Source organism: Novosphingobium sp. BAM6 (genome assembly GCF_057784955.1).
This window is the reverse complement of record NZ_JBYNTR010000001.1, coordinates 1,461,028-1,486,146: the sequence shown is the minus strand read 5'-3', so window position 1 is coordinate 1,486,146 and position 25,119 is coordinate 1,461,028. Positions and strand designations below refer to the sequence as shown.

Below are 25,119 nucleotides of genomic sequence, written 5' to 3'. Positions count from 1 at the left end.
CTTAAAGCTCCACGCCCAGCGCTTGCGCGACGGTGAAGATGTCCTTGTCGCCGCGGCCCGAGAGGTTGACGACGAGTAGCTTGTCCTCGTCCATCTGCGCCGTCAGCTGGGGCAGCGCGGCGAGGGCGTGGGCGCTTTCGAGCGCGGGGATGATCCCCTCCAGCTCGCAGCACAGCTGGAACGCTTCCAGCGCCTGATCGTCGTTGATCGGCACGTAGTTCACCCTGCCCGATTCGTGCAGCCACGAGTGCTCGGGGCCAAGGCCCGGATAGTCGAGGCCTGCCGAGATCGAGTGCGCCTCGGTGATCTGGCCGTCCTCGTCCTGCAACAGGTAGGTCTTGTTGCCGTGAAGGATACCGGGCTTGCCGCCGGTCAGCGAGGCGGCGTGCTTGTCGGTATCGACGCCGTGGCCGCCCGCCTCGATGCCGGTCATCTGCACGTCGGGATCGTCGAGGAAGGGATGGAACAGCCCGATCGCGTTCGAGCCGCCGCCGACCGGGGCCACCAGCATGTCGGGCAGACGGCCTTCCTTTGCCATCATCTGCTCACGCGTTTCCTTGCCGATGATCGACTGGAAATCGCGGACCAGTTCCGGATAGGGGTGCGGGCCTGCGGCCGTGCCGATGATGTAGAACGTGTCATGCACGTTCGCGACCCAGTAGCGCAGAGCGTCGTTCATCGAGTCCTTGAGCGATTGCGAGCCGCTTTCGCAGCTGATCACTTCGGCGCCCAGCAGCTTCATGCGGAAGACGTTGGGCTTCTGGCGCTCGATATCCTTGGCGCCCATGAAGATCTTGCAGGGCAGGCCGAAGCGCGCCGCGACCGTGGCGGTGGCGACGCCGTGCTGACCCGCGCCGGTCTCGGCGATGATCTTCTTCTTGCCCATGCGGATGGCGAGCAGGATCTGGCCGATGCAGTTGTTGATCTTGTGCGCGCCGGTATGATTCAGCTCTTCGCGCTTGAAGTAGATCTTCGGACCTTTCCCGGCAGGCGCGAGCGCGCGGAAGTGCTCGGTCATGCGCGGCGCGAAATAGAGCGGGCTGGGGCGGCCGACGAAGTCCTTCATCAGCGCGTCGAACTCGGCCCAGAACGCCGGGTCCGCCTGTGCCTTGCGGTATTCCTTCTCCAGATCGAGGATCAGCGGCATCAGCGTTTCGGCGACGTAACGCCCGCCGAACTGGCCGAAGTGGCCATGCTCGTCAGGCTGGTTGCGGAAACTGTTCACAGGCGTTTGCGCGGTCATGAAGGGCGATTGGCAGAGCATCGCGGGCAAGTCCAGCGCCTTCACGCGGTGGGGGCGGTCCAGTCTCTTTCAAGTGCGCAAAGCGCAACTGCGGTGAAGGACATGACAACATAGTGTCCGTAAGCGGCAGTTTTGTGACGGTTCGAGGCATTATCCGAAAAGTCTGTTCATTTTCGCGAAAGGTGAGGGGGAGCAACGGGCCCTTCCCCGGTGAGGGCCGGGGGGAAAAACAATAATTCTCAGGAGTTACACCATGCGTATTGCACTCGTTTCGCTCGCTGCCGTTGCAGCGGTTGCCGCCGCCACCCCCGCTTTCGCTGACGAAGCCCGCATCGGCGCCACCACCGGCGTGATCTGGGACGCGCACAACAGCGACGCGACCGCAGGTGTCGAAGCCGGCTACGACTACGACCTCGGCAACACCGGCGCGTTCATCGGCGTCGAAGGCACCGCGACCAAGGTTCTTGCCAGCAACAACCGCGTTTCGTGGGGCGCCGGCGGCCGCATCGGTTTCAAGGTTCTGCCGCAGAGCAAGCTCTACGCAATGAGCGAGTGGCAGTCGAAGAACTGCAAGTACTGCAACAGCGCGGTTGCCGTGGGCGCCGGCTGGCAGCAGAACTTCACCAACCGCTACTACGGCAAGGTTGAGTACCAGCACCTGCTGATCGGCGACAACACCCCCGACGCAGACGTCGGCCTGGTTGGCGTTGGCGTCAAGTTCTGATCTTCGGAACCGAGTACCTGAGAGCCTTTCGAGGTTCTCAGGCTGAAGGGGCGGCCTGCAAGGGCTGCCCCTTTTGCGTTGGGGGCTCTGGCAAGACCGAAGACAAGCTCACACCCGCCCCGGACCAACCTCACCCCGCGCTGCGTACCGCATGGCAGAAGGCCGCGATCCTGCTTTCGTCCTTCACGCCCGGTGCGCTTTCGACGCCGGAGGAGGTATCCACCAGCGGCGTACCGGTCAGGCGGATCGCTTCGGCGACGTTTTCCGGTGCAAGGCCACCGGCAAGGCCCCAGGCGACCGGGCCCTTCCAGTGGGCGACGAGGCTCCAGTCGAAGCTGAGACCCATGCCACCCGGCAGCGTGCCCTTGGGCGTCTTGGCATCGAACAGCACCAGATCGACCGCGCTGGCATAGGCGGCGGCGCGCGCGACGTCTTCGGGGCCTGCAACGCTCAGCGCCTTCCATACCGGCACGCCGAAGCGGGCACGCAACTGACCCGCGCGCTCGGGCGTTTCGCTGCCATGGAGTTGCAGGGCATCCAGCCGCGCGGCGGTGAGCGCTTCGGCAATCGCCTCGTCGCTGGCATCGACGAACAGGCCGACGCGGTTGATCCGGCCTTCTGCACGGGCAGAGAGGGCGGCCGCCTCGGCGGGGGTCACATGGCGCGGGCTCTTGGGGAAGAACACGAAGCCTGCATGGTCTGCCCTTGCGCGAATCGCGGCATCGAGCGCGGCGCCCTCGCGAATTCCACAGATCTTGATCGCGGCAGTAGGCATCACACGGGCGTCCCGGCTATGACCGGTACGAGGCGGGCGCGAGCCTGCCGACCGGTCGAGGAAAAGGGATACGGCTCATGAACCGTCTGGCGCGCTATGTACTGCCGATTACGGCGCTCGCAATGGCTGGCGCAACACTGAGCGGTTGCAACGTCAAACAGTCGATCGCCAGCGCCGACGCCGAAGTGGCGCAGTTCCATCGCCAGCTCGATGCCGGGCAGTGGCAGGCGATCTGGGCGGGAGGTGGCCCTAAACTGCACTCCGGCACCAGCGAGGCGGCCTTCGGCAAGCTGCTGACGGCGGTTCATACCAAGCTCGGCGCGGTGAAGAGCACGAAGCAGGTCGGCTGGAACGTGAATGCGGGCACCGGCGGTTCGACCGTGACGGTAACGATGCAGACGACGTTCGCGAAGGGCACCGGCACCGAGCAGTTCGTGTTCGCGAAGGTTGATGGGGCAAAGAGCGATTCGCCCGAACAGGGTGGAAAGGGCGGTCAGGACAAGTTGGTGCTGGCCAGTTACGGCATCGAATCGCAGGATATGATGCTGAACTGAGGGGCGTCGTAAGACATGAAAAAGGGCGCGCCTCGGGTTATCCGAAGCGCGCCCTTTTTCGGTCATGTCAGGCCCGGATCACGGGGCGAGTTCGTACTGCACGGTCACGTTGACGCGGGTTTCCAGCTCGCCCGCCACTACCGGTGTCGAGGGTGCGGCGTCCATCGCCGCCTTGCGCACGAACATCATCGGCGCCACCGGGCTGCCACCACCGCTTTCGGCAATCGAGATCACCCGCACGACATGCAGCCCCGCCGCGCCGGCATAGAGCTTGGCGCGCGCCGCCGCCGCCTTCATCGCGTCCAGACGAGCCTCGTCCTGCGCCGCGTCGGGCTCGGACAGCTGGAAGTTGGGGCCGTCGATCTGGTTCGCGCCCGCCGTGACCAGCGCGTCGATCACCTTGCCCATCGCGGCAAGGTCACGCTGGCGCACCGAGACGGTATTGGTCGCCTCGTAGCCCACGATGGTCCGCTCGTTCGCCTGATAGCTGCCATCGGCATTACGGGCGGGCTGCGAGTAGACCGGGCTGAGGTTGAGGTTACTGGTCTGCACGTCGCGGTCGGCAACACCGGCCCGCTTGAGCGCCGCGATCACCTGCGACATCTTGCGGGCATTGGCGCTGAGCGCTTCCGAAGCGGTCTTGCCTTGCGTGGTCACGCCGGACGAGAAGCTCGCCATGTCGGGCGTGCGCGTGCTCGATCCTTCGGCATTGATGGTGAGCATGGTGTGCCCGGCGGCGATGGCGGTGCCATCGGTCGCGCTTTGCGCATGCGCGGCGAAGGGCAGGGCCGCCGCCAGCAGCCCGGCGCTCGCCAGCGCAAGTGTCTTGAAACGGGCTGTGGTCGATAGATTCATGGGTCGCACTCCATCCTCTCTCTTGGATATCTCTTCCATACCGGAGCCAACGATCTGGCCGAGAGGAGGTTGCGACGGGCTGAACCGTGATCGTGGCTCAGGTTCAGTTTAGGAAGGGGATGTGGAAAGGGCGCCCCATCGAGCCGCCCTTTCGGTAAATCTCTAAAGCGTCGCCTCGATCGCGCGGGCGGCGGCGAGGGGGTCTTCGGCGCGGCTGATCGGGCGACCGATGACCAGCACGCTGGCTCCGGCATCGCGCGCCTCGCGCGGGGTCATCGTGCGCTTCTGATCGCCCAGGCTGGCGTTGGTGCCGGGAAGGGCGGGGCGCAGGCCGGGGACGACGTGATAGCCGTCCTTCCACTGGCGATGCACCGCACCGACCTCATGGCCCGAACAGACGATGCCGTCGAGCCCCGCCGATTGCGCCAGTTCGGCAAGGCGCAGCGCCTGATCGGTGGCCGCGCACGAGATGCCGGTGGCGGTCAGGTCGTTGGCGTCGAGGCTGGTCAGCACGGTGACGGCCACGACCTTGCAGTTGTCTCCCGCCGCTGCCTTGGCATCTTCCATCATCGCGCGTCCGCCAGCGGCATGGACGGTGACGATCGCAGGCTCCAGCACGTGGATCGACTGCATCGCCGAGGCGACGGTGTTGGGAATGTCGTGCAGCTTGAGGTCAAGGAAGATCGGCAGGCCCAGCTTGTGGATCTCATGCACGCCGTGATGGCCGTGGGCGTAGAAGAACTCCATGCCCAGCTTGATCCCGCCGACATGGCCGGCAACCTTGCGCGCCAGCGCCTCGGCCGCATCGAGGCGCGGCAGGTCGAGGGCGAGATAGACGGGGTTGTTGCTCATGGCTGGGTGTCCGGTCGGGTTTCGAAGCCGGGCGCAATCGGCTCGGCAGGGGTGGTGAGGGGCGCGGGCTCGGCTGCAAGTGAGGACGCGGGGACCGGCGCAGCGGCGACCGCCTCGGAGGGGGTCAGCGCGCGCACGGTGTTTTCGAGGCTGGCGATGCGGCGGGTCAGCTTCCACTTCATCCCGCGATAGTACAGCCACATGGGCACGAACCCCACGGCGACGAACAGGATGATGAAATAGCCCATCCGCGAGACGACGTTGACGTAGCCGTTCCCCAGCGGCCAGAGATTGATGACCACCTTGGTCCAGTTCATGGCGACGAAAGCCACCAGAATGATGGTCAGCACGATCCAGGCGATGGTGCGGATGATCTGCATGGTTTCTCCTGCCCTTGGTGCCGTTTGGCATTAGCCTGTGCGGCGTAAGCCTGCGACCCGTTACGCTACGGGCCTTATGCTAGGCGCGATTGAGCGGTGTGAAAAGCCCGGCGCCGGGGGCGGTTCCCTCCAGTGCAGAGAGAAGCCCTCCGGCGACAGGACAGAAGCGATCAGTCGGCGAAGACGCGCGCGAAGATCGTGTCGACGTGCTTGAAGTGATAATCGAGGTTGAACTTGTCCTCGATCTCCTGCGTGCTGAGAGCCGCAGTCACTTCCTCGTCGGCCTTGAGCAGTTCGAGCAGCGAGAGCTGGCCGTCCGATTCCCACACCTTCATCGCGTTGCGCTGGACCAGACGGTACGACTGGTCGCGCGAAAGGCCTGCCTGCGTCAGCGCCAGCAGCACGCGCTGCGAGTGGACGAGGCCGCCCATGCGGTCGAGGTTCTTCTGCATGCGCTCGGGGTAGATCAGCAGCTTGTCGATCACGCCGGTCAGGCGCGCCAGCGCGAAGTCGAGGGTGATCGTCGCATCGGGACCGATGAAGCGCTCGACCGAGGAGTGCGAGATATCGCGCTCGTGCCACAGCGCCACGTTCTCCATCGCCGGGGTGACGGAGGAGCGGACCACGCGGGCAAGGCCGGTGAGGTTCTCGGTCAGCACCGGGTTGCGCTTGTGCGGCATCGCCGACGAGCCCTTCTGGCCGGGCGAGAAGTATTCCTCGGCTTCCAGAACCTCGGTGCGCTGGAGGTGGCGGACCTCGATGGCGAGGCGCTCGATCGAGCTGGCGATGACGCCCAGCACGGCGAAGAACATCGCGTGGCGGTCACGCGGGATGACCTGCGTGGAAACCGGCTCGATTTCGAGGCCGAGCTTCTCGGCGACATACAGCTCGACTACCGGGTCGGTGTTGGCGAAGGTGCCCACGGCGCCCGAGATCGCACAGGTGGCGACTTCTTCGCGCGCGGCGATCAGGCGCTTCTTGCAGCGGCTGAACTCGGCGTAGGCTTCGGCAAGCTTGAGGCCGAACGTTACCGGCTCGGCGTGGATACCGTGGCTGCGGCCGATGGTGGGGGTGTACTTGTGTTCCTCGGCGCGGCGCTTGATCGCGGCGAGTAGCGCGTCGAGATCGGCCAGCAGGATGTCGGCGGCCTTGACCAGCTGCACGTTCAGCGTGGTGTCGAGCACGTCCGAGCTGGTCATGCCCTGATGCATGAAGCGCGCCTCGGGGCCGACCTGCTGCGCTACCCAATCAAGGAAGGCGATGACGTCATGCTTGGTGACAGCCTCGATCGCGTCGATCGCGGCGACGTCGATGGTGGGGTTGGTCGCCCACCAGTCCCACAGGGCCTTGCCGGCAGAGGCAGGCACGGTGCCCATCTCGCCCATCTTGACGGCGGCGTGAGCCTCGATCTCGAACCAGATGCGGTAGCGGGCTTCGGGCTCCCAGATCGCGGTCATCGCGGAGCGGGAATAGCGTGGGACCATGAACGTATCTCCTGTGGCGAACGCGAGGAGCCGCTACGGGCAGGGAGGCCGAAAGGCAAGGGGCAAGGGTCGGCAGCCCTTGAGAATCGCGCGGCGACGACACGCGAACGGGCCTGACGCAGCGAGGCGCTATGGGCCAGGGTCGAGGAGGATCCTGCCGCGTTTACAGGTGACTGGGAGATTTTGCGGTGCAGGCGCCGTGATGGCCGTGCTCGAAAATGGTGAAAGATTAAAGTCGGAGCAGTCGATCTGCTGCACCAGATCGACTGCTCAAGCTCTTTGGTTTGTCGCATTTTCCGAGTCATCGGGCGATTCCACCTGATTGGAAAATGCTCTAGCGCACCAGATCCTTCACCGTCTCCATCGCCACCAGTGTCGAGGTGCTGGCGACGTGGGGGAGGGTTGAGATCTTTTCGCCCAGCACTTCGCGGTAGCGGTGGATGCTGGCGGTGCGGACTTTCAGCAGGTAGTCGAAGGCGCTGGCGAGCATGTGGCATTCCTCCACTTCGGGAATGCGGCGCACGGCCTTGTTGAACTCGCCCAGCGCGGCCTCGCGGGTGTCGGACAGCTTGACCTCGACGAAGGCGATCTGCGCGATGCCGAGGCGAGCCGGGTCCACCACTGCGCGAAAGCCCTGGATCACGCCGGAATCGAGCAGGCGTTTCAACCGCACCTGACAGGGCGTTTTCGACATGCCGACCTGCCGCGCAAGTTCGGTCACGCTCATGCGGCCATCTTCGCGCAGCGCAGCGACGATCTTGCGATCGAGGATATCCAGTTCGACCGGAGTGACGGGTTTTGCCATGCATTATGGCTAAAACAGGACGGTAAATAAGTCAATTTGGCCTGTCAGTCCGCGATAATCGGTGCAGATTGCCGAAAGGCCTCTCGCTATTATCGCGGCCATGACCAAGCCCGCACCCTTCGCCGCTTTCGCGCCCGCCATTGCACCCGCCACGCCGCTGCGGGCAGCGATCACCGCTGCCTATCGCCGCGACGAGGCCGAGTGCCTTGCACCGCTGCTCGATGCGGCGACGCTGGATGCGGACACGAAGGCGCGCGTCGCGGAAACCGCCGCCTCGCTCGTCACGCGGCTGCGGGCCAAGCGCGGCAAGAAGGGGGGCACCGGCGTCGAAGGGCTGGTGCAGGAGTATTCGCTCTCCAGCCAGGAAGGCGTGGCGCTGATGTGCCTCGCCGAAGCGCTGCTGCGTATCCCCGACAACGCCACGCGCGATGCGCTGATCCGCGACAAGATCTCGGACGGTGACTGGAGCGGGCATCTGGGCGGCGGCAAGTCGCTGTTCGTCAATGCCGCGACATGGGGCCTTGTCGTCACCGGCAAGCTGGTCGGCTCGGTGGATGACAAGGGGCTGTCCGCCGCGCTGACCCGTCTGGTCGCACGCGCCGGTGAGCCGGTGATCCGCAAGGGCGTGGACCTTGCCATGCGCATGATGGGCGAACAGTTCGTCACCGGCGAGACCATCGACGAGGCGGTGAAGCGCGCCCGCGAACTGGAGGCCAAGGGTTTCCGTTACAGCTACGATATGCTGGGCGAGGCGGCGACCACGGCGGCGGACGCGGTGCGCTATTATCGTGACTACGAAGTGGCGATCCATGCCATCGGCAAGGCTTCCAATGGCAAGGGTGTCTATGAAGGCCCCGGCATCTCGATCAAGCTCTCGGCGCTGCACCCGCGTTATGTCCGCGCGCAGAGCGCCCGCGTCATGGACGAACTGCTGGACAGCGTGCGCCGTCTGGCGCTGATCGCCAAAAGCTATGACATCGGCCTGAACATCGACGCCGAGGAAGCGGACCGGCTGGAGCTGTCGCTCGACCTGCTGGAAGCGCTGGCGCTCGATCCGCAGCTGGCGGGCTGGGACGGTCTTGGCTTCGTGGTGCAGGGCTACGGCAAGCGCTGCCCCTTCGTGATCGACTGGATCGTCGATCTGGCGCGCCGCTCGGGCCGCCGGATGATGGTGCGTCTGGTGAAGGGCGCCTACTGGGATGCCGAGATCAAGCGTGCGCAGGTGGACGGGCTGGCCGATTTCCCGGTCTATACCCGCAAGGTCCATACCGATGTCGCTTACGTGGCCTGTGCGAAGAAGCTGCTGGCCGCGCCCGATGCGGTGTTCCCGCAGTTCGCGACGCACAACGCGCAGACGCTGGCGACGATCTATGAGCTTGCAGGCCCCGATTTCGCGACGGGGCGTTACGAATTCCAGTGCCTGCACGGCATGGGTGAGGCGCTCTATTCCGAAGTCGTGGGCAAGGACAACCTCGACCGTCCGTGCCGCATCTATGCGCCGGTCGGCACGCATGAGACGCTGCTGGCCTATCTGGTCCGCCGCCTGCTGGAGAACGGCGCGAACTCCTCGTTCGTGAATCGCATTGCCGATCCGGCAGTGGCGATTGCCGATCTCGTCGCCGATCCGGTGGACGTGGTGCGCGCGATGCCGCAGCCGGGCGCCCGCCATGACGGCATCGCGCTGGCGTCTGGGCTCTACGAAGGCCGCCTGAACTCGGCGGGGATCGACCTGTCGGACGAGACGGCGCTGGCGGCGCTTTCGCAGGCGCTGGTGGCGTCGGCGCAACGCGAATGGCGTGCGGCGGCAGAGGGCGGCGAAGGTTCGGCGCGTCCGGTGCTCAATCCCGCCGATCACAGCGATGTAGTGGGCCAAGTGATCGAGGCCAGCGTCGAATACGCCGCCGCGGCGGTTACTCGCGCTGCTGCCAGCGATTGGGGGCAGGTGCCGATCGAACGCCGCGCGGCGATGCTCGATGCCGCCGCAGATGCCATGCAGGCGCAGATCGGCGAACTGATGGGCCTCGTCATGCGCGAGGCGGGCAAGTCCGCACCCAACGCGATTGCCGAAGTGCGCGAGGCGATCGACTTCCTGCGCTATTACGCCAAGCAGTCGCGCATCCGTCTGGGCGCGGCGCAGCTGCCGCTGGGGCCGGTGGTGTGCATCAGCCCGTGGAACTTCCCGCTGGCGATCTTCGCAGGGCAGGTGGCGGCAGCGCTCGTCGCCGGGAACCCGGTGCTCGCCAAGCCCGCCGAGGAAACGCCGCTGATCGCCGCTGAGGCGGTGCGTCTGCTCCATGGGGCGGGCGTTCCGGCCGATGCGCTGCAACTGGTGCCGGGTGACGGCTCGGTGGGCGCCGCGCTGGTCGCCGCGCCCGAGGTGGCGGCGGTGATGTTCACTGGTTCCACCGAAGTCGCGCGCCTGATCCAGCGCCAGCTGGCGGATCGCCTGTCGAGCGCGGGCAAGCCGATCCCGCTGATCGCCGAGACCGGCGGCCAGAACGCCATGATCGTCGACAGTTCCGCGCTGGCCGAGCAGGTGGTGGCCGACGTCATCGCCTCGGCTTTCGACAGCGCGGGGCAGCGCTGTTCGGCACTGCGCGTGCTGTGCCTTCAGGAGGACGTGGCCGATCGCACGCTGACGATGCTGAAGGGCGCGCTGGCGGAGCTGGCCATCGGCAATACCGAATGCCTGTCGAACGACATCGGCCCGGTCATCACGGCGGAAGCCAGGGCGAATATCGAGGCGCATGTCGCCGCGATGCGGACGAAGGGCTGCGCGGTCGAGCAGGTCGCGCTGCCCGAGGCTTGCGAGGCGGGTACGTTCGTGGCGCCGACGATCATCGAGATCGGCTCGATCGACCAGCTGGGCCGCGAGGTCTTCGGCCCGGTGCTGCATGTCGTGCGCTGGAAGCGCAAGGAGCTGGATGCCCTGATCGGCGCCATCAATGCGACCGGTTATGGCCTGACCTTTGGCCTGCACACCCGCCTCGACGGCACCGTGGCAGACGTGAGCGCGCGGGTGAAGGCGGGCAACCTCTATATCAACCGCAACGTCATCGGCGCTATCGTCGGCGTGCAGCCGTTCGGCGGGCGCGGGCTTTCGGGCACTGGCCCCAAGGCGGGCGGGCCGCTCTATCTTGGCCGTCTGGTGAGCGAGGCGCCTACGGTGCTCCCCGCGACGGGCCGGCAGGACGAGGCGTTCGCGGCTTACCTCGGCTGGCTGGAAGCACAGGGTGAGACGTCCGCACTGGCCGCCGCCCGCGCGATTGCCGCGCAGTCGCCGCTGGGCTTCGAGGTCGAACTGGCGGGGCCGGTGGGCGAGCGTAACCTTTATGCGATCCATCCGCGCGGGCGGATTCTGGCGCGTGCTTCCACGCGCGAGGGTCTGCTGGCGCTGATCGCGGCCGTGCTGGCGACGGGCAATACCGCGCGGACTGAGGGCGTTACGCTGCCCGAAGGTCTGCCAGTCGTGGTGCTCGATCGCCTGCGTCCCGATACCGGTGACGCTATTGCTGCCGCGCTCGTGGAAAGTGGCCGCGAGGATGCCCGTGCCGTCGCTCTGACGGTGGCGGAGTGGGCAGGGGCTATCGTCCCTGTGCATTGTGCGCCGCGCGATCTGTGCGGTGTCTGGCCGATGGCGGGGCTTGTCGAGGAAGTATCGACCTCGATCAACACGACGGCAGCAGGTGGAAACGCCAGTCTAATGATGCTCGGCTGAATATAGCTAAAATAACGATAGGGTCCGGGATGGAGCGAAATCGCCCTCCCGGACGGGAAATGCTTGCGCTCTCAAGGTCGTTCGCTTCATAAATGGCGGAACGATCGGGACGTGGCCTGCGTTGTCGCCGGGTACACTGCTCCCACAAAAGGCCGGACCACCGGTTCCAACCATGACGAGAGCAACCATGACCCACGACTGGCAACCGCCGGCCCTATCGAGGCGCACCATGCTCAAGACCACTGCCGCCGGCGCTGCCGTTGCCGGCGCGATCGGCCCTGTCGCGGCGACAAGCCCGGCGCCTGCCGCCGAAACGCTCCGTATGGACGTGTCGCTGACGGTGAACGAGCACAAGCAGACGCTCTCGCTCGATCCGCGCACCACGTTGCTCGATGCCTTGCGCGAGCATCTTCACCTGACCGGCACCAAGAAGGGGTGCGATCATGGCCAGTGCGGTGCCTGCACGGTGATCGTCAACGGGCGGCGGATCAATTCCTGCCTGACGCTGGCGGTGATGCACGAAGGCGATCACGTCACGACCATCGAAGGCCTCGGCTCGCCGGACAACCTGCACCCGATGCAGGCCGCTTTCGTGAAGCATGACGGCTTCCAGTGTGGCTATTGCACGCCGGGCCAGATCTGCTCGGCCGTGTCGGTGCTCAGGGAAATCGAGGCAGGCGTGCCCAGCCATGTCACGGTGGATGTGGCAAAGGCATCGCCGCTGACCGCGCTGGAGATGCGCGAGCGGATGAGCGGCAACATCTGTCGTTGCGGGGCCTATTCCAACATTTCAGAAGCCATGCTGGAAGTCGCCGGGCTCGAAGTCGCTGTGGAGGCGCAGGCATGAAGCCGTTCACCTACGAGCGCGCGCATTCGGCGAAAGACGCCGCTGCGAAGGCGGCAGCCACGCCCGGTGCGAAGTTCATCGCCGGGGGAACCAACCTTCTCGATCTGATGAAGCTGGAGATCGAAGCGCCCTCGCATCTCATCGACGTGAACGGGCTGGGTTTCGACAGTATCGAGCCGACGAAGGATGGCGGCCTGCGGATCGGCGCGCTGGTGCGCAACACCGATCTTGCCGCGCACGAGACGGTGCGGCGCGATTATGGGGTGCTGACCCGCGCACTGGTGGCAGGCGCCTCGGGACAGCTGCGCAATAAGGCTACGACGGCGGGCAATCTGCTCCAGCGCACGCGCTGCCCTTATTTCTACGATCCCAACATGCCCTGCAACAAGCGCAAGCCGGGCTCCGGCTGTGGCGCTATCGGCGGCTATTCCCGGCAGCTTGGCGTGATCGGCACTTCCGATGCCTGCATCGCCACGCACCCCAGCGACATGGCAGTGGCCATGCGCGCGCTCGATGCGGTGGTGGAAACGGTCAAGGCCGATGGCTCGGCACGGACGATCCCCATCGCCGATTTTCACCGCCTGCCGGGGGATACGCCGCACATCGAAACGGCGCTGGAGAAGGGCGAGCTGATCACCGCCGTCACGCTGCCCAAGGCACCGGGAGGGGCGCATTTCTACCGCAAGGTGCGTGATCGTTCGTCCTATGCTTTCGCGCTGGTCTCGGTCGCGGCGGTGCTGCACGAGGACGGCACCGGGCATATCGCTCTTGGCGGTGTCGCGCCCAAACCGTGGCGCAGAAGCGAGGCGGACGCACAACTTCGAAACGGCGCGAAGGCCGTTTCCGATGTGCTGATGGCAGGCGCGAAAGCGAGAGCCGACAATGCCTTCAAGGTGACGCTGGCCGAACGGACCATCGGCTCGGTTCTGGCCGAAGCCAGGCTGGCGGAGAAGAGCGCATGAAGTTCGAGACACCGGCAGGTGCCAACCCGATCGACCGTCTGGAAGTGGTCGGCAAGGCGCACGATCGTATCGACGGCCCGCTCAAGACCACGGGCCACGCGCCTTATGCTTACGAGCATCGCGAGATTCCGGCCAATCCCGCCTATGGCGTGATTCTGGGCGCAGGGATTGCCAGGGGACGGCTCAAGTTCCTCGATACCAGCGCTGCCGAGCGCGCGCCCGGCGTGCTGGCCGTCGTGACGGCGGCCAATGCCGGGCCGCTTGGCCTGTCCGGGATGAACACCGCGCCCTTGCTGGGCGGGCCGGAGATCGTCCACTACCATCAGGCGATCGCGCTGGTGGTCGCCCGCACGTTCGAGGAAGCGACTGCGGCGGCGGCTCTGCTGCGCCCGGACTATGCGCCCGAGGCAGGCCGGTTCGATCTGGCGGTTGCCAGCCGCGATCCGGCGCTGCCGCCGGGGCAGGGCGCAGAACAGGCGGGCTCCAGTTTCGGAGACTTCGATGCCGCCTTCGCCGCTGCGCCGGTCAAGGTCGATCAGACGTACGCAACGCCGCCCGAGGCCCATGCGATGATGGAGCCTCACGCCTCCATCGCCTGGTGGGAGGGAGAGACGCTGACCGCGTGGACGTCCAACCAGATGATCGCCTGGGGGCGGAAATCTGTGGCCGAAACGCTGAAGATCGCGCCCGAGAACGTGCGGATCATGTCGCCCTATATCGGCGGCGGGTTCGGTGGAAAGCTGTTCCTGCGGACCGACATGGTCATGGCCGCGCTGGGCGCGAGGGCGGCGAAGTGCCCGGTCAAGGTCGTGCTCCAGCGCCCGCTGATGTTCAACAATACCACGCATCGTCCGGCGACGATCCAGCGCTTGCGCCTGGGTGCAGAGCATGACGGTATGATCACTGCCATCGCGCACGAGAACGTCTACGCCAATATGGCCGACGGCAGCGACGACAGTTCCACCAACCAGACGCAGTTCCTCTATGCGGGGGCCAACCGTCTGACGAAGACGCGGCAGGCGGTGGTCGACTGGCCCGAGGGCAATGCGATGCGCGCGCCCGGTGAGGCGACCGGGCTGATGGCGCTCGAAGTGGCGATGGACGAACTGGCGGAAGGGCTTGGCATGTGCCCGGTCAAACTGCGCATCCGCAACGATACGCAGGTCTCGCCCGAAAATCCGTCGAAAGCGTTCAGCCAGCGCCATCTGGTGGCGTGCCTCCAGCAGGGGGCGGAGCGCTTCGGCTGGGACAAGCGCGGCAAGGCAGGGGCCCGGCGCGAGGGCGATCTGCTGATCGGCATGGGTGTCGCGGCGGCCTATCGCGGCAATATCAACATGACCTCTGCGGCGCGGGTGAAGCTGGATGGCAAGGGCCATGCCACGGTCGAAACCGACATGACCGACATCGGCACCGGCAGTTACACGATCCTCGCGCAGACGGCCGCCGAGATGCTGGGGCTGCCGATGAGCGCTGTCACCGTCAGCCTTGGCGATTCCAGTTTCCCCGCATCGGCAGGCTCGGGTGGGCAGTGGGGTGCGAACAGCTCCACCTCCGGTCTCTACGCGGCCTGTGTGAAGCTGCGCGAGCAGGTCTGTGCGAAGCTGGGCCTCGATCCCGCCGAGGCGACTTTCGCCAAGGGGCAGGTCACGGCGGGCAACCGCAGTTTCGCGCTGTCCGATGCCGGCGCGATGGTGGCCGAGGACACCATGCAGTGGGGCCAGATCGCCAAGGACTATGTGCAGGCGACGTTCGGCGCGCACTTTGTCGAGGTTTCGGTCGATGCCTGGACGGGCGAGATCCGCGTGCGGCGCATGCTGGCGGTCTGCGATGCAGGGCGTATCCTCAACCCCAAGACCGCGCGCAGCCAGATGATCGGGGCGATGACGATGGGGGTGGGCGGCGCGCTGATGGAGGAACTCGCCGTCGATACCCGCTTCGGCCACTTCGTGAACCACGATCTGGCCGGATACGAAGTGCCGGTACACCTCGATATTCCGCATCAGGAGGTGGTCTTCCTCGACACCCCGGATGACAAGGTATCGCCGATGAAGGCCAAGGGCGTGGGTGAACTGGGGCTGTGCGGGGTGGCGGCGGCGATTGCCAACGCGGTCTACAACGCAACCGGCGTGCGGGTGCGCGAATACCCGGTGACGCTCGACAAGCTGTTGGACAGGTTGCCGCAGCCGGTGTGAGCCGTTTCGGATGACGGACAGCAAAAAGGGCGGGGCATCGGATGGCGCCCCGCCCTTTTCATGTCTGGATACGCCCGCTTATTCCGCAGGGGCGGGGGTGTAGCGGGCCTGTTCGCGCCCCCGTTCGCGCCCCTGTTCGCGATTGTGCAGGCTGAGCGTCAGCAGGAACAGGGCAAGGCCTGCGAGCGAGAGCACGACGCCGATCCAGCCTGCCGAAGTCAGGCCGTAGCCCGCCGTGATCGCCAGGCCGCCGAGCCACGGACCGAGTGCGTTGGCGGTATTGAAGGCGCTGTGGTGCGCGGCGGCAGCAAGCGCCTGCGCGTCACCGGCGACGTCCATCAGGCGCGTCTGCATCACGGTGCCAAGGCCGCCGCCGAAGCCGATCAGCAGGATCGCGCCGCTCAGCGCCCAGATGTTGTGCGCAGCCAGCGGGAACAGCGCCAGCGATCCGGCCAGCCACAGGAACGAGAGGATCGCCGCCTTGTTGAGCGCGCGGTCGGCCAGCCAGGCCCAGGCGAAATTGCCCGCCGTCATGCCCACGCCGAACACGGCAAGGACCAGCGGCACGGCGGCATCGCCTGCCTTGGTCACGTCGATGATGGTCGAAGCGACGTAGGTGTAGACCGCGAAGAGACCGCCGAAGCCGACCGCCTCGGTCAGCAGCGTCAGCACCACCTGCGGGCGGCGCAGCGCGCCAAGCTCGCGCAAGGGGCTGGCTTCCGGATCGGCGGGCGCACGCGGGGCGAACATCGCGACGAGCGTCATCGAGATCACCGCCAGCACGGCCACCACACCGAAGCCCCAGCGCCAGCCGAGCGCCTGCCCCAGCCAGTTCGCCATCGGCACGCCGATGATCGTCGCCACGGTGAGCCCCGTCATCACGTTGGCGACCGACTGCGCGCGCTTGTTGGGCGGCACCAGCGAGGCGGCGACCAGCGCGGCAAGGCCGAAGTAGGCACCGTGCGGCAGACCGCTGATGAAGCGGCAGAGCAGCAGCACGTGATAATTGCCCGCCAGTGCCGACAGGCCGTTGCCGACCGCGAACAGCGCCATCAGGCCGACCAGCAACTGGCGGCGCGGCAGCTTGGCGGCGAGCACGGCGATGGTCGGGGCTCCGACGACCACACCCAGCGCATACATGCTGATGGCATGGCCGGCTTCAGCTTCCGACAGATGCAGGTCGGAGGCGAAGAAGGGGACGAGGCTCATCGCCGCGAATTCGGTGGTGCCGATCGCAAAGGCGCCCATGGCCAGCGCCAGGGTGACAAGCAGGGGATGAACCGCATGGTCCTGCGGCGCGCGGGAAACGCTCATGACAAACTCGATTGTTGGGGTGTACCCGGCATTGTAACGGACGATGGCGTGCGTTCTAAGACGCTCTTGCGTGCGTTTAATGCATGTTGCGATGCGGCATCTGCAATGCGATGCAAGCCGCAAAGGTCACGAGGCGCAGCAAGATCCCGTCACGCCGCGCCTTGTGAGAGTCCGTTTGAAAAATGCCTGCAATGGCATTTTTGAGGCGGCGCCAGCCCTCTCCCCCACCCTGCCACCCAACGGTAGTATCCTGCGGGTGGCAGGGTGGGGGAGAGGGCCGGTGCCGCAAAATTCGCATTTCGCGAATTTTCAAACGGACTCTGAAAGCCTGATAAAGCCGCCGCCCGGTATCAGAAGACCGGATCGTAGCCCGGCGGCAGATCGCTGCTCTTGCCGTCACCGGCACCCGGAACGGGGCTGGTGGCGTCGCTGGTCTCTCCGGCGACGTGAATGCCGCATTCGGTCTTGTCCCAGCCCTTCCAGCGGCCCGAGCGCGGGTCTTCGCCCGGCGCGACCTTGCTGGTGCAGGGCATGCAGCCGATCGAGGGATAGCCCTGCGCCACCAGCGGATGCGGGGGCAGGTCGTGCTCGGCGATATAGGCGGCGAGGCGCTCGGCGCTCCAGTCGATCAGCGGATTGATCTTGAGGCGCCCGGCGGCATCGGTCGTATCGATCTCGAAACGCGGCAGGTTGGCGCGGGTCTTGGCCTGGAACGACTTGCGGCCCGAGAACGAGGCATCGTAGTTCGCCAGCGCCTTGGCCAGCGGCTTCACCTTGCGGATTTCGCAGCAGCCGTCCGGATCCCACGACCAGCGCAGGCCGTTTTCGTCCTTCGCCGCCAGTTCCGCCTCGTCGGGCGTCAGGTTGACGAGGTTGGTGAGGCCAAGCTGGGCCGCCAGCGTATCGCGATAGGCGAGCGTTTCGGGGAAGTGCTTGCCCGTTTCGAGGAACAGCACTGGCACCGAAGGATCGACGCTGGCGACCAGATGCAGCAGCACCGCACTGTCCGCGCCGAAGCTGGAGACCGCCGTTACCCGCCCGACAAGACCTTCCGCCAGCACCGTGCGCAGCATTTCCAGCGTATCGACCCCGGCAAAGCGCGCGTTCAGCGCCTCGGCATCCGCCGCCGTGAAACGGGGCGAGGTGTCGAGCCGGTCGATGGCGCGCAGACGGTCGCGACCGGGGGTTTCCTGACCCCTGTTTCGGTCGTCGGGCGCGAACGTATCTTCTGCGAGCTTGGGCTGTGCCATGGGCGGAAAGTCCTTTGTGCGGCCTCACCGATGTTCGGTGTCGGCCTTCATACGGTGCGTGTCAGGCGTGGCGTTTCGCCCAGATGGCCTGACGTCCGTCGACGTTGGTCGCCTGATAGACGTTCTCCCAGCGGGTGAACGCGTTGTCGGCGTCGGTGGGGTTGAGCGGCCTGTCGGGCGCGAAGGCATCGACGCCGCAGCGGCGCAGATGGCTGAGCATGTCGATTACCAGATCGCCGACCGCGCGCAGCTCGCCCCGATAGCCCGCTTCGCGCAGGATCCGGGCCGAGGAATAGCCGCGCCCGTCGGTCCAGCTCGGGAAGCTGACTTCGACCAGCGCCAGCCGGTCCAGATGCGGCAGCAGGTCGCGGGCATCGTCGCCCGGTTCCACGCGTACGGCGGTGGCGTTGGTCTGCTCGGTGAAGGCATCGACCGTGACGGCGGGGTCGTTGACGGCCTCGTCGTCACGGAAGCGGAACTGCACGTCAACCATAGATCACTTCCTTGAACGGGCCCATGCCCAGACGGCGGTAGGTGTCGAGGAAGCGCTCGCCGTCCTCGCGCTGGGCCAGATAGAGGTCGGTCACGCGCTCGATCGCATCGACTACGCCGTCCTCGTCGAAGCCGGGGCCGGTGATCTTGCCGAGCGAGGTGTCCGCGCCCTCGCTGCCGCCGAGCAGCAGCTGGTAGTTTTCGGTTCCCTTGCGGTCGACACCCAGAATGCCGATGTGCCCGGCGTGGTGGTGGCCGCAGGCGTTGATGCAGCCCGAGATCTTGAGCTTCAGCTCACCGATCTCCGCCTGCTTCTCGGCCGAGCCGAAGCGCTCCGAAATCTTCTGCGCCACCGGGATCGAGCGGGCGTTCGCGAGCGCGCAATAGTCGAGGCCGGGGCAGGCGATGATATCGCCGATGGTGTCGAGGTTCGCGGTCGAAAGACCGTTTGCGTCGAGCGCCTGCCACACGGTGTAGAGATCGGCCTTGCGCACATGCGGCAGCACGATGTTCTGCGCATGCGTGGCGCGCAGTTCGTCAAGGCTGTAGTCCTTGGCGAGCTTTGCCATCAGGCGGATCTGGTCGGCGCTGGCATCGCCTGGAATCCCGCCGATCGGCTTGAGGCTGATCGTCGCGATCGTGTAGCCCTTCTGCTTGTGGGGATGGCAGTTACGCTCGACCCACAGGCGGAAGTCGGGATCGGACAGGTCCAGATCGTCGCTGGCATCCGCGTCGTAGGCCGGGTCGGCGAAGTGCGCCTTGATCCGCTCCAGTTCGGCCAAGGGCGGCTCGATGCCCTGCGTCAGCAGGTGCGCGAACTCTTCCTCGACCTGACGCAGATACTCGTCCTTGCCGATCTCGTGGACCAGGATCTTGATGCGCGCCTTGTACTTGTTGTCGCGGCGGCCGTAGCGGTTGTAGACGCGCAGGCACGCCTCGGCATAGGTGATCAGCTGATCGAGCGGCACGAATTCGCGGATCATCGAGGCGATCATCGGGGTGCGGCCCATGCCGCCGCCCACGTGGAACTCGGCGCCGACTTCGCCCACATCGTTCTTCACCATGCGGATGCCGATATCGTGCAGGCGCATCGCCGCCCGGTCGACCTCGCTGGCGATCACCGCGATCTTGAACTTGCGCGGTAGGACGAGGAATTCCGGGTGGAAGCTCGACCACTGGCGCAGCAGCTCGGCGTAAGGACGCGGATCGACCACTTCGTCGGCATCGGCCCCTGCGTACTGGTCGGCGCTGATGTTGCGGATGCAGTTGCCGCTGGTCTGGATGGCATGCATCTCCACCTTCGCCAGATCGGCGAGGATGTCGGGCGTGTCTTCCAGCTTGATCCAGTTGTACTGGATGTTCTGGCGGGTAGTGAAGTGGCCATAGCCGCGGTCGTACTTGTCGGCGATGTCACCCAGCAGATGCATCTGCTGCGAGTTCAGCGTGCCATAGGGCACCGCGACGCGCAGCATGTAGGCGTGCAGCTGGAGGTACAGGCCGTTCTGCAGGCGCAGCGGCTTGAACTGGTCCTCGGTCAGATCGCCGGCAAGGCGGCGGCGCACCTGATCGCGGAATTCCTCGACGCGGGTATCGACCATCTGCTGGTCATAAGAATCGTACTTGTACATCAGATCACCCAGTTCACGGCTTGGGGGTCGGCAGGCTTGAGCGTCAGGTCGGTGCGGACCGTGGGGCCAAGCGCGCGGATGCGGTCCTTGATATGCGCGGGGCGCACGGAGACTTCACCATCTTCGGCAGAAGTCTTCTCGCCATCGATCTCGTAGGCGCCGACGACATTGCGGGCGGCTTCCTCGCGCGCGACGATCGCGGCGCCATGTTCGCCCGCATCGGCGCTGTCGTTCACGTCGAGCGACCAGCCAACGCCGGTCCACCAGATGACGGCGCCGCTCTTCAGGTCGTTGCCGGTCACGATCTTCACTTGCCTGCCTCCAGCGCCAGAGCGCGAATGGTATGATCGGCAAGGCCGCCGCGCGCGCGGGCAACATCGCCGATGACGATGAGCGCCGGGCTCTTCACCCGGTGCGAGGAAACGAGGGCCTCAAGGCCCGCAAGAGAACTGCGCAGCACGCGCATGTCGGCGCGGGTGGCGTTCTCGATCACGGCGACGGGCACATCGGGGGCAAGGCCGTCGGCCATCAGCTTCTCGCTGATCTGCGCGGCGGTGGCGAGGCCCATGAAGATGACGAGCGTGCGGCCCTTGCCCGCAAGGCCGGACCAGTCCTGCTCGGTCAGACCCTTGCACTGCCCGGCCACGAACGAGACGATCGAGGCGTGATCGCGGTGGGTCAGCGGAATTTGCGCGGCGGCCGAAGCGCCCAGCGCGGAGGAGATGCCGGGCACCACCTCGACCTCGATACCGGCGGCCCGGCAGGCCTCCGCCTCTTCGCCGCCGCGTCCGAACACGAAAGGATCGCCGCCCTTGAGGCGCACGACGTCGCGGCCCGCAAGGGCTTCGCGCACGAGCAGGGCGTTGATGTCTTCCTGCTGCATCGTGTGGCGCGAGCGCGCCTTGGCGACCGAGATCCGCTCTGCCGCCGGGTTCACCATGGCGAGGATCGCAGCGTCGACGAGGCCATCGTGCACCACCAGCGAGGCGCCTTCCAGCAGCCGCGCGGCGCGCAGCGTCAGCAGGTCGGGATCGCCGGGACCGGCGCCGACGAGATGGACTCGGCCTTTGGAGGTTGCAGGTGTCTGGGTCATGACAGGCGAGATGCGCCCGAACGTCTGGCCTTTCCAGCCACAAAGGCTAATGGGGCGGGTAGCACAGCTTTAGACCGTCGCTTTCGATGCGGACTGCGCCTTTTTTGCACCGCGTCATGGCGAGGGTTCCATACCGGAGCCTCCCAATGATCGTCCGCCCGCAGCCCGGCCTTGTCGATATTCTCTTCCATCTGCGCGGATCGGTTGTCCCGCGCATCTGGAAGCGGCTGGCGTTCATGATGGTGGTCTCGGCGATCGCGGTCGCGCTGATGGACCACGGCATGGCATCGGGCGCACATCTGGCGGCGGCGCCGTTCGCAGTGATCGGTCTGGCGCTGTCGATCTTCATGAGCTTCCGCAACAACGCCTGCTACGACCGCTGGTGGGAAGGGCGCAAGCAGTGGGGGCAGCTGATCATTTCCTCGCGCGCGTTCGCGCGCCAGATCGCGACGATCGATCCGGCGCAGCGCGAAGTGCTGGCGCTGGGCGTGATCGGCTTCACCAAGGGCCTTGCCGCCAAGCTGCGCGGGCTGGACGAGGAGCAGGCCATCGCCCCGTTCGTGCCGGATCTTGCACCGGGTACGCCCAATCCCACGGACGCAGCGCTGCGCGGCGTGGGTATCGCTGCGGCCCGGCTGATGCGCGAAGGCGCGATAGAGCCGATGCACTATTCGGTGCTGGAAACGCAGCTTGCGGCGCTTTCAGGCGTGCAGGGCGCCTGCGAGCGGATCAAGGCGACGCCGCTGCCCTATGCCTTCACGCTGCTGCTGCACCGCACGGCCTACGGCTTCTGCCTGTTGCTGCCGTTCGCGCTGGTATCCGCGCTGGGCTGGTGGACGCCGCTGCCGGTGCTGCTGGTGAGCTATGCCTTCTTCGGCCTCGATTCGCTGGGCGACGAGATGGAAGACCCGTTCGGCACCGAGACCAACGATCTCCCGCTCGATGCCATGGCCCGCACGGTGGAGCGAGAGATGCTCTCGATGCTCGGCCATACGGACCTGCCGCCTGCGCTCCTGCCGCAGGACGACCTGCTGCTCTGAAGCAAGTCGTCCGTGCGCGGGATCAGTCGTTCACGGCGCTGCGTGAATCTGCCTGCGCCTTGCGGAAGGTGTCGTTCGCCGCAACGAGGCTAGGCGGCGCGGCGGGACGGCCGAGGTAATAGCCCTGCGCTTCCTCGCAGCCTTCGGCGATCAGCAGTTCGTACTGCAAGCCGGTTTCGACACCTTCGGCCAGAACCGGGATGTTCAGCGACTGGCCCAGCGCCAGCACCGCGCGGATGATCGCCAGCGCCTGATTGTTCGTATCGGATTCGATCAGGAACGACTTGTCGATCTTGATCTTGTCGAACGGGAAGGCGTGCAGCGTGTCGAGCGAGGAATAGCCGGTGCCGAAATCGTCCATCGCGATGGCGACACCCAGTTCCTTGATCTGGCGCAGGTTCGCCAGCGCGCGCGCCTTGTCCGAGATGATTGCGGTCTCGGTGATCTCCAGTTCCAGCCGATGGGCGGGGAGGCCGGTTTCCTTGAGGATGCGCGTCACCACGTCGACAAGGCCGGGCTGCACCAGCTGGACGGGCGAGAGGTTCACCGCCACACGTTCCTCGGTGGGCCACAGGCACGCCTCGCGGCAGGCCTGTCGCATGACCCATTCACCGATGGGGATGATCAGCCCGGTTTCCTCGGCGATGGGGATGAAGTCCATCGGCGATACGATCCCGCGCGCGGGATGATGCCAGCGCAGCAGGGCTTCGTAGCCTGACAGCGCGCCCGTGCGCAGGTTGTGCTGTGGCTGGTAGAGCAGGGCGAGTTCGCGCCGGTCGACCGCATGGCGCAGGTCGTTGGCGATCTGGCGACGCTCGCGCGCGCTTTCGTCCATGCTCGGCTCGTAATAGCACAGCTGCTCTATCAGCTGCGACTTGGCGCGGTACATGGCCAGATCGGCATTGTTCAGCAGCGCCTCGCGGTCGCTGCCGTCCTGCGGGAACACCGCCACGCCGACGCTGCCGCCGATCGGCAGTTCCTGTTCGTCATGGACGATCGGCTGCGACAGGGCACCGGTCACCCGGCGCAGGAATTCGGCGAGGTCGGCCTGATTGGAATATTCCTTGGCCAGCGCGAACTCGTCCCCGCCCAGACGCGCGACGATCTCGTCTTCCTGAAGGTCCAGCCCGAGGCGACGCGCGAATTCGACCAGCACGACATCGCCCCACGAGTGCCCCCAGGTGTCGTTGATTTCCTTGAACCGGTCGAGATCGAGCATGACGAGGGCCAGCTTGCGGCCCGCGCGTTCGGCCTCGGGAAGATGCTCGTCGAGCCAGAGTTCGAACCGGGTGCGGTTGGGCAGCCCGGTCAGCCCGTCATGCAGTGCCATATGCTCGATGCGGGCTTCGGACTGGCGCTGGGCAGTCACGTCGTCGAACGTCGTCACCCACCCGCCATCGTCCATCCGGCGGCTGACGATGGAGACGGACAGGGCGCCGTACTCGAACACTTCTGCCGGAGAATCGGGCGTGTTGACGGCGCGGTGGATGGCATCGTTGGCAAGCGCCAGCCGTTCCATGCTCGGGCGGCCGCCGAGGCGTGCGGTCAGGGCCTGCAGGATTACATCGTCGAGCAGGGTGCCGGGTTGGCAGGCATCCGCAGGCAGATTGTACATCTCCAGGAAGCGACGGTTACGCAGCACGATACGTTCATCGGCATCGAACAGGCATAGCCCCTGATGCATATGGGCCAGAGCCGTATCGAGTTGGCGCGAGGTATCTTCAAGCCGGTCGTTGTGTTCCTTGAAACGGGTCATGTCGCGGGTGATCTTGGCAAAGCCGATATGCACACCGTCATGGTTGCGGAACGGTTCGATAGTGACGTGAGCCCAGAACCGGGTGCCGTCGCGGCGCACGCGCCAGCCCTCTGTAGTGAACTTGCCTTCGGCCAGAGCCGTGGCAATCGCGCGCTCCGGCAATCCGCTTTCGCGATCCTCCGGCGTGTAGAAGGCGGCCAGCGGCATGCCGATAGCCTCGATGGCGCTATAGCCTTTCAGCCGCTGCGCACCGGCGTTCCAGTTGGCGACATGGGCCTCGGTATCGAGCATGTAGATCGCGCAATCGGAAATACCGCGTACCAGAAACGAGAACTGACGCTCGCTGGCATGGATGGCCTCGCGAGTGCGGCGATGGATGATCAGGGCCGTGATCAGCAGGGCCAGCAGGCTCAGCGAGATAGCGGTGATGACCGAAGCCATGATGTGGGGCGCGATGATCAGGCCATAGGGATCGAGGCGGTTCGGCGTCAGGTGCAGGCCGGCCATGCTTGTGAAGTGCAGCAGCACGACGGCAAGCGTCAGGCTGAGGGTCGCCGAAAGGATCGAGGTCAGGCGGCAGCCGTGCAGCGCCCAGTACATCGCAAAAGGTATGGGCACGATCGCCAGCACCACCGAGGCGACGACGTGGCCAGGTTCCCAGTGCAGCGTTGCGGGCAGCGTCATCGCTTCCATGCCGGTGTAATGCATCGCAGCAAAGCCCGCGCCCGTGGCAAGGCTGCCGATCAGCAGCCCGGCGCGCGAACGATGGTCGAGCGCGATCGAGAAGCCGAAGCAGGTGGTGACGATCGGCAGGGCCAGCGAGATGACGGTCAGCAGGGTATCGTAGCCGATCACCACACCCGGCGTGTATCCGAGCATGGCCACGAAGTGCGTTGCCCAGACGCCGAAACCGCCGCCAAGGCCGGCCAGATAACGCCAGCGCATGCGCTCGTCCTTGGCGCCAAGGCGGGCCTGGCGCAGCAGCAGCACGGCTGCCAGCGAGGAGAGAAAGCAGATCGCAGCAGCGAGGGCGACGAGTCGCACATCGTGCTCGTCACGAATGCAGGTCAGAATGTCGAACACGGTGCGTCCCGTTATGCTTGTACGGAATTCCTAGGGGTATGTTCGTAAACACCGGGTAAATGATACGGAAAA

21 protein-coding genes are annotated in these 25,119 nt (G+C 65.9%); 7 read left to right on the top strand and 14 right to left on the bottom strand.

The window, feature by feature from the left end; translation table 11 throughout:
• Nucleotide 1: 1 nt before the first annotated feature.
• Nucleotides 2-1,243, bottom strand: coding sequence for a tryptophan synthase subunit beta (gene trpB / locus AC3EC3_RS06845; protein ID WP_488488854.1), 1,242 nt, complete (start codon nucleotides 1,241-1,243; stop codon nucleotides 2-4).
• Between the two features lie 253 nt (nucleotides 1,244-1,496).
• Between trpB and AC3EC3_RS06840 the strand changes: the two genes are divergently transcribed.
• Complete coding sequence (locus AC3EC3_RS06840) at nucleotides 1,497-1,967, top strand: outer membrane protein (RefSeq protein WP_488488853.1); 471 nt, start codon at nucleotides 1,497-1,499, stop codon at nucleotides 1,965-1,967.
• A gap of 130 nt (nucleotides 1,968-2,097) precedes the next feature.
• Here AC3EC3_RS06840 and AC3EC3_RS06835 read toward each other — a convergent pair whose 3' ends face one another.
• Nucleotides 2,098-2,742 (bottom strand): phosphoribosylanthranilate isomerase, encoded by a 645-nt coding sequence (locus AC3EC3_RS06835; RefSeq protein ID WP_488488852.1) that lies wholly within the window; start codon nucleotides 2,740-2,742, stop codon nucleotides 2,098-2,100.
• Between the two features lie 77 nt (nucleotides 2,743-2,819).
• Here AC3EC3_RS06835 and AC3EC3_RS06830 point away from each other — a divergent pair, with 77 nt between their 5' ends.
• Nucleotides 2,820-3,296, top strand: coding sequence for a DUF4019 domain-containing protein (locus AC3EC3_RS06830; RefSeq protein WP_488488851.1), 477 nt, complete (start codon nucleotides 2,820-2,822; stop codon nucleotides 3,294-3,296).
• 78 nt (nucleotides 3,297-3,374) lie between these two features.
• On the opposite strand, the gene AC3EC3_RS06825 is transcribed toward AC3EC3_RS06830, so the two are convergent.
• The 5 genes from AC3EC3_RS06825 to AC3EC3_RS06805 form a co-directional block, all read right to left on the bottom strand.
• The gene (locus tag AC3EC3_RS06825; RefSeq protein ID WP_488488850.1) at nucleotides 3,375-4,151 is read right to left on the bottom strand and encodes an SIMPL domain-containing protein; all 777 of its coding nucleotides are present in this window, start codon (nucleotides 4,149-4,151) and stop codon (nucleotides 3,375-3,377) included.
• 162 nt (nucleotides 4,152-4,313) lie between these two features.
• Nucleotides 4,314-5,003, bottom strand: a complete 690-nt coding sequence (gene pyrF, locus AC3EC3_RS06820) for an orotidine-5'-phosphate decarboxylase (protein ID WP_488488849.1) — start codon at nucleotides 5,001-5,003, stop codon at nucleotides 4,314-4,316.
• Nucleotides 5,000-5,383, bottom strand: coding sequence for a LapA family protein (locus AC3EC3_RS06815; protein WP_488488848.1), 384 nt, complete (start codon nucleotides 5,381-5,383; stop codon nucleotides 5,000-5,002). The genes pyrF and AC3EC3_RS06815 overlap by 4 nt, the downstream gene beginning before the upstream one ends.
• A gap of 170 nt (nucleotides 5,384-5,553) precedes the next feature.
• Nucleotides 5,554-6,867, bottom strand: a complete 1,314-nt coding sequence (purB, locus tag AC3EC3_RS06810; protein ID WP_488488847.1) for an adenylosuccinate lyase — start codon at nucleotides 6,865-6,867, stop codon at nucleotides 5,554-5,556.
• A gap of 334 nt (nucleotides 6,868-7,201) precedes the next feature.
• Nucleotides 7,202-7,672 carry an Lrp/AsnC family transcriptional regulator gene (locus AC3EC3_RS06805; RefSeq protein ID WP_488488846.1) on the bottom strand — a complete coding sequence of 157 codons (471 nt, stop codon included), beginning with the start codon at nucleotides 7,670-7,672 and terminating at the stop codon, nucleotides 7,202-7,204.
• Nucleotides 7,673-7,772: 100 nt separating this feature from the next.
• Here AC3EC3_RS06805 and putA point away from each other — a divergent pair, with 100 nt between their 5' ends.
• From putA to paoC, 4 genes are all read left to right on the top strand, one after another.
• Nucleotides 7,773-11,390, top strand: coding sequence for a trifunctional transcriptional regulator/proline dehydrogenase/L-glutamate gamma-semialdehyde dehydrogenase (gene putA, locus AC3EC3_RS06800; RefSeq protein WP_488488845.1), 3,618 nt, complete (start codon nucleotides 7,773-7,775; stop codon nucleotides 11,388-11,390).
• A 187-nt stretch (nucleotides 11,391-11,577) separates the two neighbouring features.
• Nucleotides 11,578-12,237, top strand: a complete 660-nt coding sequence (paoA, locus tag AC3EC3_RS06795) for an aldehyde dehydrogenase iron-sulfur subunit PaoA (protein WP_488489221.1) — start codon at nucleotides 11,578-11,580, stop codon at nucleotides 12,235-12,237.
• The gene (locus AC3EC3_RS06790) at nucleotides 12,234-13,199 is read left to right on the top strand and encodes an FAD binding domain-containing protein (protein ID WP_488488844.1); all 966 of its coding nucleotides are present in this window, start codon (nucleotides 12,234-12,236) and stop codon (nucleotides 13,197-13,199) included. The genes paoA and AC3EC3_RS06790 overlap by 4 nt, the downstream gene beginning before the upstream one ends.
• Nucleotides 13,196-15,391, top strand: coding sequence for an aldehyde oxidoreductase molybdenum-binding subunit PaoC (paoC, locus tag AC3EC3_RS06785; RefSeq protein WP_488488843.1), 2,196 nt, complete (start codon nucleotides 13,196-13,198; stop codon nucleotides 15,389-15,391). The genes AC3EC3_RS06790 and paoC overlap by 4 nt, the downstream gene beginning before the upstream one ends.
• Nucleotides 15,392-15,469: 78 nt before the next feature.
• Here the strand turns inward: paoC and AC3EC3_RS06780 are convergent, their stop codons facing one another.
• The 6 genes from AC3EC3_RS06780 to cobA all read right to left on the bottom strand — a co-directional run bounded on the left by AC3EC3_RS06780 (nucleotide 15,470) and on the right by cobA (nucleotide 21,168).
• Nucleotides 15,470-16,705 carry an MFS transporter gene (locus AC3EC3_RS06780; protein ID WP_488488842.1) on the bottom strand — a complete coding sequence of 412 codons (1,236 nt, stop codon included), beginning with the start codon at nucleotides 16,703-16,705 and terminating at the stop codon, nucleotides 15,470-15,472.
• Between the two features lie 350 nt (nucleotides 16,706-17,055).
• The gene (locus AC3EC3_RS06775) at nucleotides 17,056-17,955 is read right to left on the bottom strand and encodes a phosphoadenylyl-sulfate reductase (protein ID WP_488488841.1); all 900 of its coding nucleotides are present in this window, start codon (nucleotides 17,953-17,955) and stop codon (nucleotides 17,056-17,058) included.
• 61 nt (nucleotides 17,956-18,016) lie between these two features.
• Nucleotides 18,017-18,448 carry a DUF934 domain-containing protein gene (locus tag AC3EC3_RS06770; protein WP_488488840.1) on the bottom strand — a complete coding sequence of 144 codons (432 nt, stop codon included), beginning with the start codon at nucleotides 18,446-18,448 and terminating at the stop codon, nucleotides 18,017-18,019.
• The gene (locus tag AC3EC3_RS06765; RefSeq protein ID WP_488488839.1) at nucleotides 18,441-20,075 is read right to left on the bottom strand and encodes a nitrite/sulfite reductase; all 1,635 of its coding nucleotides are present in this window, start codon (nucleotides 20,073-20,075) and stop codon (nucleotides 18,441-18,443) included. Before AC3EC3_RS06765 ends, AC3EC3_RS06770 begins: the two co-directional genes overlap by 8 nt.
• Entirely contained in the window at nucleotides 20,075-20,386 is a 312-nt protein-coding gene (locus AC3EC3_RS06760) for a DUF2849 domain-containing protein (RefSeq protein WP_488488838.1), read from the bottom strand. The genes AC3EC3_RS06765 and AC3EC3_RS06760 overlap by 1 nt, the downstream gene beginning before the upstream one ends.
• Nucleotides 20,383-21,168: a uroporphyrinogen-III C-methyltransferase gene (cobA, locus tag AC3EC3_RS06755; protein WP_488488837.1), complete on the bottom strand. Its 786-nt coding sequence runs from the start codon at nucleotides 21,166-21,168 to the stop codon at nucleotides 20,383-20,385. The genes AC3EC3_RS06760 and cobA overlap by 4 nt, the downstream gene beginning before the upstream one ends.
• Before the next feature lie 146 nt (nucleotides 21,169-21,314).
• Between cobA and AC3EC3_RS06750 the strand changes: the two genes are divergently transcribed.
• Nucleotides 21,315-22,208: a bestrophin family protein gene (locus tag AC3EC3_RS06750; protein ID WP_488488836.1), complete on the top strand. Its 894-nt coding sequence runs from the start codon at nucleotides 21,315-21,317 to the stop codon at nucleotides 22,206-22,208.
• 22 nt (nucleotides 22,209-22,230) lie between these two features.
• Here AC3EC3_RS06750 and AC3EC3_RS06745 read toward each other — a convergent pair whose 3' ends face one another.
• Nucleotides 22,231-25,047 (bottom strand): bifunctional diguanylate cyclase/phosphodiesterase, encoded by a 2,817-nt coding sequence (locus AC3EC3_RS06745; RefSeq protein ID WP_488488835.1) that lies wholly within the window; start codon nucleotides 25,045-25,047, stop codon nucleotides 22,231-22,233.
• Nucleotides 25,048-25,119 lie beyond the last annotated feature (72 nt).

Coding starts and splice junctions, on each gene's coding strand:
- AC3EC3_RS06825 (WP_488488850.1), bottom strand. CDS start 4,151: ATGAATCTATCGACCACAGCCCGTTTCAAGACACTTGCGCTGGCGAGC.
- paoC (WP_488488843.1), top strand. CDS start 13,196: ATGAAGTTCGAGACACCGGCAGGTGCCAACCCGATCGACCGTCTGGAA.
- AC3EC3_RS06815 (WP_488488848.1), bottom strand. CDS start 5,383: ATGCAGATCATCCGCACCATCGCCTGGATCGTGCTGACCATCATTCTG.
- AC3EC3_RS06840 (WP_488488853.1), top strand. CDS start 1,497: ATGCGTATTGCACTCGTTTCGCTCGCTGCCGTTGCAGCGGTTGCCGCC.
- AC3EC3_RS06780 (WP_488488842.1), bottom strand. CDS start 16,705: ATGAGCGTTTCCCGCGCGCCGCAGGACCATGCGGTTCATCCCCTGCTT.
- AC3EC3_RS06770 (WP_488488840.1), bottom strand. CDS start 18,448: ATGGTTGACGTGCAGTTCCGCTTCCGTGACGACGAGGCCGTCAACGAC.
- AC3EC3_RS06775 (WP_488488841.1), bottom strand. CDS start 17,955: ATGGCACAGCCCAAGCTCGCAGAAGATACGTTCGCGCCCGACGACCGA.
- paoA (WP_488489221.1), top strand. CDS start 11,578: ATGACCCACGACTGGCAACCGCCGGCCCTATCGAGGCGCACCATGCTC.
- AC3EC3_RS06750 (WP_488488836.1), top strand. CDS start 21,315: ATGATCGTCCGCCCGCAGCCCGGCCTTGTCGATATTCTCTTCCATCTG.
- AC3EC3_RS06805 (WP_488488846.1), bottom strand. CDS start 7,672: ATGGCAAAACCCGTCACTCCGGTCGAACTGGATATCCTCGATCGCAAG.
- trpB (WP_488488854.1), bottom strand. CDS start 1,243: ATGACCGCGCAAACGCCTGTGAACAGTTTCCGCAACCAGCCTGACGAG.
- AC3EC3_RS06790 (WP_488488844.1), top strand. CDS start 12,234: ATGAAGCCGTTCACCTACGAGCGCGCGCATTCGGCGAAAGACGCCGCT.
- pyrF (WP_488488849.1), bottom strand. CDS start 5,003: ATGAGCAACAACCCCGTCTATCTCGCCCTCGACCTGCCGCGCCTCGAT.
- AC3EC3_RS06765 (WP_488488839.1), bottom strand. CDS start 20,075: ATGTACAAGTACGATTCTTATGACCAGCAGATGGTCGATACCCGCGTC.
- cobA (WP_488488837.1), bottom strand. CDS start 21,168: ATGACCCAGACACCTGCAACCTCCAAAGGCCGAGTCCATCTCGTCGGC.
- AC3EC3_RS06835 (WP_488488852.1), bottom strand. CDS start 2,742: ATGCCTACTGCCGCGATCAAGATCTGTGGAATTCGCGAGGGCGCCGCG.
- purB (WP_488488847.1), bottom strand. CDS start 6,867: ATGGTCCCACGCTATTCCCGCTCCGCGATGACCGCGATCTGGGAGCCC.
- AC3EC3_RS06830 (WP_488488851.1), top strand. CDS start 2,820: ATGAACCGTCTGGCGCGCTATGTACTGCCGATTACGGCGCTCGCAATG.
- putA (WP_488488845.1), top strand. CDS start 7,773: ATGACCAAGCCCGCACCCTTCGCCGCTTTCGCGCCCGCCATTGCACCC.